Consider the following 12980-nt stretch of genomic DNA (forward strand, 5'->3'; position numbering starts at 1 on the left):
CTTTGATTTAACTGTCCATAATATCTATTATGCAAATTATTTCAATTCTCCTCAATCCTTCATTTCCGAACAATATAGAGTACATCAGTTTCAGATAAACCAAATCCCCTCGCACTTCTCATTCCTTGTTTTTCAGCTATGTTATACAATTCAACCTTAAATCCTACATTCATTAATCGTTGTATAAATCCTGATTGATTATAAATTCTTACGTGTTCTTCATGACCAAAAGCTATTTTTCTCAATTTTGGCGTTAAAATTAATTCATTCTCTATAATAATATCTACATTCATTACGATTGGAGCTTGAATAATTCCCCATCCATTTGTTTTTAATACTCTATATAACTCTCTCATCGCTTTTTCATCATCTTGAACGTACTGTAATACATGACCACATAAAACCACATCAAATGTATCATTTTCATATGGAATTCTAGTAACATCAATTTCCTGCATTAATGGATCCTTTGGTTCAATATCTCCACATACATATGTAATATTTTTATGCTGAGCAAACCAACTTCTTAACTTTGCTTCTGGTGCAATATGAAGCATAGTATCATTTCCACTTAATAAATCCGTTTCCATTTCAATATATACACGATATAACCTTTCACGGTCCATCGAATCACATACCGGACAAATTCCCGTATCTTTATTCCACATCTCGAATTTATATTTTGGAAAATCGTAATGTTCTGGCCAAGGAGAAAATTTTTCAAATTGTTGATTGCAAAATTGACAATAGCAGACTTCTTTCTCAAATATACGATTAACTAACTTATTTAGTTCCTTCTCTATCTTTTCATTATCAATTTGATTTAATTGACTATTTTTTACCACATCCTTAATTATTAACACCGCATTTTCCAAACAATGAGTTAAACATTCTTTATAATCTTGCTCACAATTTAAAAACCCACTATTATATGCATCTAGTATTAATTCAATCCATTCTTCAATTGTCTTTACTGTACATTGCATTTGTTTTTGATTTTCCCCACTATGTTGTCTAACATAACTAAGGGGTTCCTCTATATAAACTACTTTCCCTTTCCTCATCATATCTAGCCATGTTGCAATGTCATGAATAGCAGAGTAACCCTTCCCCTTAAAACACCCAAAATCCCCTCCAAAAAATTTCCGATTAAACAGAACTGTTGTAGGCTCACCAACTACATTTTTAAAATTTTTTAACATATAATCCCCTAATTCTTTCCCTTCAAAAAGTGTAGTTTCTTTGGCGATTTTCATATTCAATGTTGATGGTGATAATACTTTTCCATTCCCATCAATTAATTCACGATATGACGTCACAAACGAAATGTTTTCTAGACTAAAAAAATAGTTCATCATTCTTTTAATCTTTTCAGGATGAAATAAGTCATCCTCTAATAAAAAGTTTATATAATCTCCATTCGCAAGTTCTATACACTTATTAAAGTTCTCTGCTTCTAATCCAGGTTTATTTTTAACATATGTAATGCATTCATATTGACTTAAATATGGTTGGATCATCGCTTTAACTTCACCGTTTGTACTATCGTCAGAAATTATTATTTCAATATTTTCATATGTTTGATTCAAAGCACTTTTGAGAGCTAATTCCAAGTAATGAGGTTTATTATAGGCAGGAATAAGTATACTGACTTTCGGTAAATGAGAGTAGTTATTCCGATACTGTTTTTTCTTTTCTATATTTATCTCCTTTCGCTTAATATGTCGGTAGTAGTCTAACGTATATAATATTGATGATGGAACTATTTTTTTTGCATAGTCTAGGAAATTAGTTATTGCTTTATATAACTCTTTTTCAGTAGATAAAAAACCATACTTTTCTCCAACTATAATACTATGTGAAAAATCCTCTACTCCATCCATAAGTTTATTAGATTCATTCAACTGTTGACCTGAATGTAATCGGAAGTAACTAAGTGTCTCTGCAATATATACTGCTTTTCCTTTACTTAATAAAGATAACCATGAAGCTATATCTACATTACATAAATATCTTCTCTTATCAAAAATCCCATACGGTTCTTGTAAATCATTTTTACGAAATAAAACTGTTGTCGGTTCTCCAATATAATTTTTTTGATCCACAATTACTCTATTTCCTAATTCTGTTCCCTCTATAATCGTATCCTCTTCAAATAAACGGACAGTTGAATAAATATGTCGTAGTTCTTTCCCTTTATCATTAATTACTTGACGATGAGATGTTACAAGTTTGATTTCATTATCTCGATCATTGAAAAAATACTTCATCATTTTTTCAATTTTATTCACATGAAATATATCATCATCCATTAAAAAATTTATATACTCACCGTTTGCTTCATTAAATAACATTAGCGCATTTTCAAATTGTCCGAGAGTTGACCTGTTTTTTATATAAATAATATTTGAATGATCACATAAGTATTTTTGTAACACATTTTCTGTTTCGTCATTCGTGCTATCATCTCCAATAATAATTTCTATATTAGAATATGTCTGTTGTAATACACTACATAATGCTTTTTCAAAGTAGCCAGGACGATTATAAGTAGGAATTAATACACTTACTAACGGAATTCGCTCTATCGCCTCTTCACTTTTTTCAAAACGATTCCCCATCTTTTCCCTCCACCTTTTTGCATATTATTTATATACGCGACATACTATCACATTACTTAAACCGTATGAAACCTTTATACTTTTATGCAAGCCCATAACAAAATATCCTACTTTTCACTCGTAAATATACATATTCAATGATATAAGTATTTGATTAGCTGCTTTTGATTCATTTGATTTCTATCTTAAGGCAAATAAAACGAAACCTTAATTAGAGGGCGCTTCTCCCCCTTCTAATTATCCCCCTCACCAATCGGATTTTTACGTACAGTTACTCTTCCGCCTAACTTCCTCACATCAGCCGGATTTTAAGATTGGAGTCTTACTCCCTGCAAATAGCGGGATAAATCTATACCTTAAAAAGAAAATATATTTCTTAACAAAAAAATAGCTGCACCATTAGGCGTAGCTATTTTACAATTATTACTTATTCAAACTATATTCCTTTATCTAACTCATAAAGCATACGATACTTCTCGTTTTCTTTCAGAAGTTGTTCATGACTACCTTGCATCACAATTTGACCACGATCAAGGAATATAACTTCATCTACATGTTCAATTCCTACAAGATGGTGCGTAATCCAAATTACTGTCTTTTCTTCCGTTGCAGAAAACATTGTTTCTATTAAAGATAATTCTGTCTTTGGATCTAAACCGATCGTAGGTTCATCAAGGACAATAATTGGAGCCTCTTGCATGATCGTTCTAGCAAAAGCAACCCGTTGTCTTTCCCCGCCAGAAAACCTTTTTCCCATTTCATGCATTTTTGTTTGCAATCCGTCCGGAAGAGAAGCTATATGCGAAGCTAATTGCGCTTTCTCTAAAGCTGTCCATATTTCTTCATCCGTAGCCTCTGGTTTACCGATTCGCACATTATTTCCAATTGTCGTATCGAATAAATGCGGCTTCTGATTCAATACAGAAATATACTTCGATAAAAGATTCGTATGAGCATGTTCACTATTCAATAAAACTTCACCATGTAACGGGCTTAGCGCACCTGTTAATAATTTTAACAAAGTAGATTTTCCTGTTCCACTTCTTCCTAAAATGGCGATTTTCTTTCCTGCCTTTATTTGCAGTGATACTTCTTTCAGTACAAATTCATTACTATCTGGGTAACTATACGATACATGATTTAATTCAATGTCTATATGTTTTGATGCAACATAACCTTTATCCCCGCGTAATTCCTCTTCTTCCTGTAAAACAGCATTATCTTCTATTTGATTTAGACGATGAGCAGATTCTACATATGATGGAATTCGATCGATAGCATCTGAGAGAGGAATAAGCGCGTTTGTAACTGATAACGTCATTAAGACGAAAGCCGCAATAACGGTAGGTGCAATCTGTTCACTTGCCGCCTCATTTCCAGTCCATATGATCATTGAAATAACTACAATCCCCACTACTACTTGAATGATACTGTCCCTAATATGATTCCAGCGTTTCATTCTTTTTTCCGTTTTTAACAACTGATTATTTTGCTCTACATACTTATCAATGAATTCATCTTTTCTGCCACTTGCTTGCCAGTCAGATAATCCAAAAACAGCGTCTGTTAATTGTTGATACAAACGGCTTCTTCCTTGTTTTAAAGTAACATGATGTTGCTTCATTAAAAGTAATGATACAAATGGAAGCAGAAAGACGATAATCGCTAGCATACATGCTGCAATAAGTGCAAACACTACGTCAAATGCTCCGATAACAAGTACGAATATGCTATATACAACTAATGCTAATATACTAGGAAATATGGTACGTAAATATAGGTTTTGCAAATGCTCTATATCTTCGGATAATACACCTAACATATCGCCCGTTTGAAATCGCGAACGGAAAAATAACGCCTGCGGCTCTACTATTCTATATAGTTTCGTTCTCATTTTTTCTAATATGCGCAGTACGACATCATGTCCAACTAAACGCTCTAAATAATGAAATACCGCTTGTCCTATACTAAACGCACGTGTTGCAACTATAGGAACATATACAGCCATTACATTCTCTGGTCTAAGAGCAGATTTAGAGATTAAATAACCTGAAATGAAAAGTAACATCGCACCTGAACTAACTCCAAGAAGACCAAGGAATATAGTTAAAGTCATTCTACCTTTATTTTGCTGTATATAAGGTTTAATCCAGTTACTCATCTCTATCCCCTCTCTTTCCTGTGAAAACGTAATGCCTCATTCTTTAAAAGCTCTTCATATGTTCCACTTTCTATCATTTCCCCTTTATTTAAAATAAGAATATGATCCATCTGTTTCATCCAATGAAGACGATGTGTTGCAAGAAATACTAACTTCCCTTCAAACAGACGTAACATCGCTTGTTTTATTTCAAATTCAGTTTCAATATCAAGATGTGCTGTAGGCTCGTCTAATAAAATAATTGGCTTTTTGCTTAAAAGTGCACGCGCCATAGCAACACGTTGCTCTTGCCCGCCACTAAGCATACGTCCACCTTCTCCAATTCTTTCGCACATCCCGTTCGGAAGCGATGTTACGAGTGAATGAAGACCAACTTCATTAATAACTCTTTCCACTTCTTCATCAGTTGTATTTGTTTCATAAAAACAAATGTTATCTTTTAATGAAAGCGGGAAAATATAAGGTTGCTGCGGAATATAAGCAATATTCTTTTGCCACTCTTCACGAGTAGTCCCGTCAATTTCCACACCATTTACAATCATCTTTCCACCTGAAGGAGTTAAAAATCCTGCTAATACGTCGATTAATGTTGATTTTCCTGCTCCACTTTCACCAATTACACCTATAGCACCGGTGCCTTTCCAAGTAAAATCAATTCCCTCTAATATAGCTTTTTCAGATTCATTGCTCTTTACTTTTACATCTTGTAATTTCAAACTACTAGAGGAATTCCATATTAAATCTACATTTGATTCTTTCTTTTCTATTTCTTTTTGTTGCTGTAAAATCTCTTCTATTTGCTCCATTGCAAGTTGTCCATCTAACGTAGCATGATAATTCGCTCCAACTTGTTTAATCGGCAAGAAATATTCTGGAGCTAAAATTAAAATCGTAAGGGCTGGCAATAGTACAATTGTCCCATCTATTAAACGTATCCCTAATCCGACCGCCACAAATGCGATGGATAAACTCGTAAAGAAATCTAATGCAAAAGAAGAAAGAAAAGCAACTCGCAAAGTACGCATCGTTGCTTTTCTATACCTTTTACTTACTTTTTCAATCTTTCCTTCGTGCTGTTTACTTTTACCTAAATACTTTAATGTTTCTAACCCTTTTAACGTATCTACAAAATGATTAGAAAGTACACGGTATGTTTCATATTGGCTATCCGCCATTTTCTGCGCCGCTAATCCTAGTAGGATCATAAATGTAATTACGATAGGAATCGTTACAACTAAAATGATTCCAGACTCAATATCTAGCGTAAAAACATATAGTACAATTAGTCCAGGTACGATACTACTTCTAATCATTTTAGGAATTGTTAATTCAATATATGTTTTAAATTTCTCAATACCTTCAATCGATAAGGTAACCAGATGACCTGTTCCAGCAGTTTGAACATATCGTGGACCTAATGTGAAATACGCCTCTATTAATTGTTTTCGCAGTAGCGATCCTGTTTTTTCAGCGAAACGTTCCACTAATATTTGCGATATTCGCACTAACGTGTGACGTACTGCAAACGTGATTCCAAAATAAACAGTTTCATTTAACACAGATTGCACTGTTTCTCCTTGAAATAAAAACGTAATAGCCCGCGCTAAAAACACTGTTTGCGCAATAATACTTATAGCTTCTAAAATGCTAATGATGGTTAACACTACATATAAAACTCGGCTACCAGGATACGACGGAAGTCCTCTTTTTCTTTTCATTAGTACTCCAAATCTTTATCTGACTTAACAGGTTGTCTAAACACATAGAAACTCCATATTTGACTTCCCATAACAAATGGCAATATAGCAATTGAAAAATACGTCATCAATTTTAGTGCATAATCACCTGATGCTGCATTATAAATTGTTAAATCGTATATTGACCCTAACGAGCTAATTAAGACACGTGGGAACATGCCGGCAAACACACTCGCACTTAGTAAAATGATTGTTAAACTCGTCATAACGAAAGCCCAACCATCTCTTCTTCTTTTATTTAATAATGTTGACGCACATAATGCTACAAAAGCTCCAATCGGAACCATAACCCACTCTGTACCATGACCAGTGAATATATCTGTTTTCCATAACCCTACACCGGCAAAAATAAGAAGTGCTATAATCGCAAGCGGTGCAATTTTCAATGCAGCAATACGTGCACGTTCTCTTAACTTACCAGTTGTACGTATAGTAAGGAATTGCAATCCGTGAACAATACATAGTAGAAGGAACATAACTCCTCCAAGTAATGCAAATGGATGAAGTAGTTGTAAGAATCCACCTACAGCATTTTTCGTCTCATCAATTGGAATACCTACCATAAAGTTAGCAATGGCAACACCCCAAAGAATAGGCGGTAGCAGACTTCCTAAAAACATACCCCAATCCCAAAAACCTTTCCATTTATGATTATCTATTTTCGCACGGAATTTAAAGGAAACACCCCTAATAATTAAAGCAAGAAGCATAAATACAAACGGAATGTAAAACCCGCTAAATAAAGTTGCATACCAGTGCGGGAATGCCGCGAACATAGCTCCACCTGCACAAACAAGCCATACTTCATTCGCGTGCCAAAATGGACCAATTGTATTTAAGTAAATTCTTTTCTCTAAATCGTTTTCTCCTAAAAACCTTGAAACTATACCTACACCGAAATCGAAACCTTCAAGTACAAAGAAGCCCACAAATAAAACTGCAATAATGATAAACCATAACTCATTAAGAGATAACATACTCTTCCTCCTTATCAAATGGATCATGGCTTTGAGAATCCTGTTTCGTTTTCTTATTCTCATGTCCTTTAATGACACGAATGAATAAGTAAACAGTAATTCCACCTATAATTAAATATAGTGATGTGAACGAAACTAAAGAGAATAATACTTCTCCGAACGTAACATTTGGAGATACAGCATCTTCCGTTTTCATAACACCGAAAACTACCCAAGGCTGACGTCCCATTTCAGTCATAATCCATCCTACTGTATTACCGATAAACGGTAGTGCAATTGCATACACCATTAATTTTAAATACCAAGTTTTTTCAGCTAATCGATCTTTTCTTGATAAGAACCATCCGTACGCTCCTAGAAGAAGCATAAATGTTCCACTCATTACCATCGCTCTAAAACTCCAGAACATAGTGTGTACTGGCGGTATATAATCTCCAGGCCCATATTTTTCTTCATATTGTTTTTGAATTTGATTCATTCCTTCTACTTGACCACTAAATTTATCAAATGATAATAGACTTAGCATATAAGGGATTTGAATTTCGAACGAATTTTCTTGCTTCTCTGCATCAATTTTCGCAAATACTGTAAATGGCGCTGGATCCTCACTCGTATTCCATAACGCTTCAGCTGCTGCCATTTTCATTGGGTGTGTCTTAATTAATTGTTGTGCTTGCGCATGACCGAAGAATAATACTAGCGCAGTTGTAAGTGTTCCAACAATGATAGAAATGCGGAACGATTTTTTAAACACTTCAGTTTCTTGAGCTTTCGTTATTTTCCATGCACTCACACCTGCAATAAAGAATGCACCAGTTGCAATCGCCGCTGTAATTGTATGCGGGAATTGTACCCATAATTGTGGGTTTTGAATAATCGCTAAGAAATCATTCATTTGTGCACGTCCATCTGCTGCCATTTCATACCCTACTGGCGATTGCATAAATGCACTTGCAGTTAAAATCCAAAATGCTGATAACATTGTTCCAATTGAAAGGAGCCAAATACATAAAAGGTGAACGCGCTTCGGCAATTTATCCTCACCGAATACCCATAAACCTAGGAATGTAGACTCAATGAAAAATGCTAATAAACCTTCAATCGCAAGTGACGGACCAAACACATCACCTACGAAACGTGAATAGGTTGACCAATTCATACCAAACTGGAATTCTTGTAGAATACCAGTTACTACACCTACCGCAAAGTTTACAAGGAATATTTGTGTCCAAAACTTCGTCATCTTCTTATAAATTTCTTGTCCCTTTACCACATATAACGTTTGCATTAACGCAATGATAAAAGCTAAACCAATAGACAGCGGAACAAAAAAGTAATGGAAAATCGTTGTTGATGCGAATTGTATTCGTGCCAATTCGAGCGTTTCCATACTACAATCACTTCCTTCATAATTTTTTATATCGTAATTTCAATTGAGTTGTATGAATAAAACAACTCAAATCTTAGAAATGTAGAAAGATAAATTTGTTTATGTACTTTTAGAAAATATAAATTTTCAGTTTTCAAGATAATCACAAAAGAACTTTCTCATAAAATTTACCTTTTCACTATTTCAGTAGTGTTTTATCCGTTAATCGAATTGTATAATATACCTGCATAGTAAATTCAGCTGATTTTTGACGTATTATTGACATCATTTTGTCTGAAATATGTCATTTGTCATTTTTTTGAATTAGATTTTTCTCATTATTAAAATGTATTTTTTTAATGTAAGACTTACTTTCACATCAATAAAATAATCGTTGCTCTCTTCATACACTTGACTTTTCCGCGAAAAAATGTCCTCTAAACCAACAGGTAAATCAGTTAGTTTTTTGTCAAGAGAAAAATGTATTTTTAAAATTCAAACACAAAATATTGTTATTCAAAAATAGAAAATACCCTCCCTCTCCCTAGACTAAAAATTCATTTTTTTGTCATTTTTTCAAACTAAATTCATACATAAAAAAACCGAGAATCGATTAGACTCTCGGTTTTTTTAAAATTATTTTGCTGTATGTTTTCTAACAGCCGGTAAAATTTCAGTAGCAATTAATTCGATGTTTTTCTCAATTTTATTAAGTGGTACACCACCAAAATCAATTTGTGCCATAAAACGTTGTTGCCCAAACAATTCATATTGGTAAAGCATTTTTTCAATAATTTGTTGCGGGCTCCCAACCATTAATGCGTCACGGTAATCTACTGCATTTGTAAATTGTTGCTTCGGATACCCACCACCGCGCAGTGTTAGCATACCAGCATTAATATGAGGATAGTATTCATTAAATGCATCTTGTGAATTTTTTGCTGTATAAAATAAACTCGTTGTTGCAACTGGCAAACTTGCTGGATTAAATCCACTTTGTGCCGCAGCCTCACGGTAGGCATCTACTGATCCTTTAAAGTTAATAGCTGGACCACCTAGTGTTGTTATCATCATTGGTACACCTGCACGTCCTGCTTTAATCGCACTAGCTGGCGGGCCACCAACTGCACGCCAAATTGGTAAGTTATTATTTTTAGCTCTTGGAATAACCGATGCATGTGCAAGCGGCGCTCTGAACTGTCCGTTCCATGTTACATGTTCCTCTTTATTAATTTTTAATAAAAGATCCATTTTCTCTTCAAATAACTCTTCATAATCATTCACATCATAACCGAGTAAACTATATCCCCCAATACGAGATCCACGACCAGCTACGATTTCTGCACGTCCATTAGAAATTAAATCAATTGTAGCAAAATCCTCATATACTCGTACCGGATCAGATGTACTTATTATCGTTGCTGAACTTGCAATTTTTATATTTTTCGTAGCTTGTGCAATAGCTCCTAAAATAACTGTATGAGCTTGTGTTGTAAAATGCGTTTGATGACTTTCACCGACAGCAAATACATCAAGTCCAGCTTCATCCGCTAACTTAGCTGTTTCAATTAATTCATGAATTCTTTGTTCTGCACTAATTTTCTCTCCGTTATGCGGATTTAAAACATGATCCCCAATCGAATATAATCCAAACTCTATTCCTTTACTTGTATCCATACGGTATTTTTCCATAGTTGCTCTCTCCTTTAATGAAGTGTAATTAGTTTCTCTATTAAAAAGGTTGGTAAGTCAAGTGTATCTCCCTATTACCTACACCATCACTTGATTAGTCAATTGATGGTGTAAAAAAAATTACTCATGTGGTAATTCTTTTTTCTCACTATGCTTATGAACTTTCGTCATTAGCTCGTATAATATTTTTTGCTCTTCTTCATTTAATACATCATCAAAAAACGATGATTGAAATGCAAGTTGCTCTGGCAATGCTCTCTCTAAAGCTGCTTCCCCTTGCTCTGTAAGGCTAATTGTTTTCGTTTTCCAATCTTGTTTTCGTACAATATATCCTTCTTTTTCAAGACGAGTTAACATTCGAGAAATACCACCTTGTGTAACAGTTACCTTTTCAGCTAACTCCATTTGTGTTAGTGGTTGATACGTACGTATTTGCAAAAGTACATCAAATTGAGCTGTCGTTAAATCAAAACGTTTTAAAAATTCATTTGACATCTGATTACTTTGGTTCGTAAAACGTATTAAACGTAACCATATTAATGATCCTATCGTATTATCACGCATGTTTGATCACTTCCTATCGTGAATCTTACTATCACTTTACTACGCAAGTGATGAAAAAGCAAGAGGAAATTATATATTTTCTCCGCTTTGATATACATCAGATAGAGCTCATACTTTTTGATAAATAAAAACCATTAAAGTGAATTTTTCTGTATGTATTCCATTTTGGAAAACTTTAATTATATTTTTGCATTACTTCATTTTTCAATTTATTAAACCTCTCAGTTTCATCTCCAAAATATTCATCTTGCTCAATTTCTTTATATTTTTGTATCGTTCTTTTTTCTTTCACTTCTTTTTGATTCGACATATCATATTTACCTTGATACATTCCTACAATGATATAAGTATCCTTTTCAGTTGATGTTCTTAAAAACAATACATACTCTTTATTTTTTTGAACTAAATTATATCCTTCCATGCTATAATACTGGTTATTTTCAAACCGAGCAGGCTCATAAATTTTGATAGTAGACCCACTTGTAATATTCCCTTTATATATTTTAATTATTTTCATTTCTGATTCTGATGCTTTTTGTATAACTTCTTTAGTCTCACTATCTTTCCACTCTTTAACCCTTCGTTTCCCCGTAAATTCTCCACGTACAATAATAGGTGACGAATGCTCTAATTCATTCGTATCAGCATATACGCGATAATCTGCCCAATTATTTGACAGCACCTTATATTCAGATATGTCTTTTGTCGCTTGAACATTTGTATTATTTTTTTCTTGGCATCCTACTATAAAAACTGCCGAAACCGATACGACTATACTTGATAACATCCATCTCCATTTCAATATCATCCTCTCCTATTCGAAAAAATCCCTCCTTTACGAATCTAAAAGAGGGATTTTCATATTCTGTACAATTGATTTTTCACAGATTTTGCTCCACTTCTGCACTTTTCTCCTTCTTATTCCGTTTCATACTCTTCAAACTCTTTACCGTTCCAACTAATCCTTTCGGGAAAACTAGCAAGACGATAATGTACAATAAGCCAAGAATAATTGTCCATCGTTCAAAAATTGGATACGCTGTAGCCAGTTCTGATAAATAATATTTCAGTGATTCAATAATTCCTGCTCCCGCAATTGCTCCTATTAACGTTCCAACGCCTCCAATCATCGTCATCAATAATGCATTTAATGTCATTTCAATTGAAAATACCGTCGTATTTACAAAGCGTAGTGTGATAACAAATAAACCACCACTAATTGCAGCTACTACTCCTGCCACAATACTAGCAATAATTTTATAATGAAGAACTTTATACCCTAGCGCTTCAACACGTTGCTCATTTTGTGAAATCGCCTTTAATACTTTTCCAATAGAAGATTTTGTGAAAAGACGTAACAGAATAAAAATGACAATTAAACATATAAGTGTTACATAATAAAACGTAAAACGATCACGGAATAAATCTGGTACACCAAATGTAAAACCATCCCCTCCGTGAGTAAGCCCGCGCCATTTTTCAGCAAGTACGAAAAACAACTGTGAAATAGCAAGTGTTAACATTGCATAAAAATGACTTTTCAGCCGCAATGAAAGCAAGCCGATTATATAGCTAACAATTGCTGAAATGATAACTGCAGCTACTATCCCTATTAAAAAGTTCGTTATGGATACTCCTTGCCGATCAAATAAAAGCGCTACCCCATATGCTCCTATTCCAAAGAACATACAGTGACCGAACGATACAATTCCGGTATATCCAAGCAATACATCAAAACTCATTGCAAAAATAGCAAAGATGAAGATTTGAGTGAACAAAATTAACAAACTCCGTGAATCATTTACGAATGGAAATACACTTAAACAAATGAGCATACAT

At 34.0% G+C, this 12980-nt stretch carries 9 protein-coding genes; all 9 read right to left on the minus strand.

The genetic code is table 11. From position 1 onward, the window contains the following. Positions 1 to 59: 59 nt before the first annotated feature. Positions 60 to 2621, minus strand: coding sequence for a glycosyltransferase (locus FOT98_RS07095; protein ID WP_063261810.1), 2562 nt, complete (start codon positions 2619 to 2621; stop codon positions 60 to 62). A 436-nt stretch (positions 2622 to 3057) separates the two neighbouring features. Next, entirely contained in the window at positions 3058 to 4782 is a 1725-nt protein-coding gene (cydC, locus tag FOT98_RS07100) for a thiol reductant ABC exporter subunit CydC (RefSeq protein WP_063261809.1), read from the minus strand. A gap of 2 nt (positions 4783 to 4784) precedes the next feature. Continuing rightward, positions 4785 to 6500 carry a thiol reductant ABC exporter subunit CydD gene (gene cydD / locus FOT98_RS07105; RefSeq protein ID WP_061676856.1) on the minus strand — a complete coding sequence of 572 codons (1716 nt, stop codon included), beginning with the start codon at positions 6498 to 6500 and terminating at the stop codon, positions 4785 to 4787. Beyond that, entirely contained in the window at positions 6500 to 7516 is a 1017-nt protein-coding gene (gene cydB, locus FOT98_RS07110) for a cytochrome d ubiquinol oxidase subunit II (RefSeq protein ID WP_063261808.1), read from the minus strand. The genes cydD and cydB overlap by 1 nt, the downstream gene beginning before the upstream one ends. Then, a complete protein-coding gene (cydA, locus tag FOT98_RS07115; RefSeq protein WP_061676854.1) occupies positions 7503 to 8906 on the minus strand; it encodes a cytochrome ubiquinol oxidase subunit I in 1404 nt (467 codons plus the stop codon). The genes cydB and cydA overlap by 14 nt, the downstream gene beginning before the upstream one ends. Positions 8907 to 9521: 615 nt before the next feature. Then, a complete protein-coding gene (locus FOT98_RS07120; RefSeq protein WP_063261807.1) occupies positions 9522 to 10577 on the minus strand; it encodes an LLM class flavin-dependent oxidoreductase in 1056 nt (351 codons plus the stop codon). 120 nt (positions 10578 to 10697) lie between these two features. Continuing rightward, positions 10698 to 11141 (minus strand): MarR family winged helix-turn-helix transcriptional regulator, encoded by a 444-nt coding sequence (locus tag FOT98_RS07125; protein WP_001205521.1) that lies wholly within the window; start codon positions 11139 to 11141, stop codon positions 10698 to 10700. A 175-nt stretch (positions 11142 to 11316) separates the two neighbouring features. Beyond that, positions 11317 to 11943: a hypothetical protein gene (locus FOT98_RS07130; protein WP_063261806.1), complete on the minus strand. Its 627-nt coding sequence runs from the start codon at positions 11941 to 11943 to the stop codon at positions 11317 to 11319. A gap of 79 nt (positions 11944 to 12022) precedes the next feature. Beyond that, positions 12023 to 12976, minus strand: a complete 954-nt coding sequence (locus tag FOT98_RS07135; protein ID WP_063261855.1) for a branched-chain amino acid ABC transporter permease — start codon at positions 12974 to 12976, stop codon at positions 12023 to 12025. Between the last annotated feature and the right edge of the window lie 4 nt (positions 12977 to 12980).

The sequence above is a fragment of the Bacillus sp. HY001 genome (assembly GCF_007558965.1).
Lineage (GTDB): Bacteria > Bacillota > Bacilli > Bacillales > Bacillaceae_G > Bacillus_A > Bacillus_A mobilis.

Coding starts and splice junctions, on each gene's coding strand:
- FOT98_RS07120 (WP_063261807.1), bottom strand. CDS start 10,577: ATGGAAAAATACCGTATGGATACAAGTAAAGGAATAGAGTTTGGATTA.
- FOT98_RS07135 (WP_063261855.1), bottom strand. CDS start 12,976: ATGCTCATTTGTTTAAGTGTATTTCCATTCGTAAATGATTCACGGAGT.
- FOT98_RS07095 (WP_063261810.1), bottom strand. CDS start 2,621: ATGGGGAATCGTTTTGAAAAAAGTGAAGAGGCGATAGAGCGAATTCCG.
- cydA (WP_061676854.1), bottom strand. CDS start 8,906: ATGGAAACGCTCGAATTGGCACGAATACAATTCGCATCAACAACGATT.
- cydD (WP_061676856.1), bottom strand. CDS start 6,500: ATGAAAAGAAAAAGAGGACTTCCGTCGTATCCTGGTAGCCGAGTTTTA.
- FOT98_RS07125 (WP_001205521.1), bottom strand. CDS start 11,141: ATGCGTGATAATACGATAGGATCATTAATATGGTTACGTTTAATACGT.
- cydC (WP_063261809.1), bottom strand. CDS start 4,782: ATGAGTAACTGGATTAAACCTTATATACAGCAAAATAAAGGTAGAATG.
- cydB (WP_063261808.1), bottom strand. CDS start 7,516: ATGTTATCTCTTAATGAGTTATGGTTTATCATTATTGCAGTTTTATTT.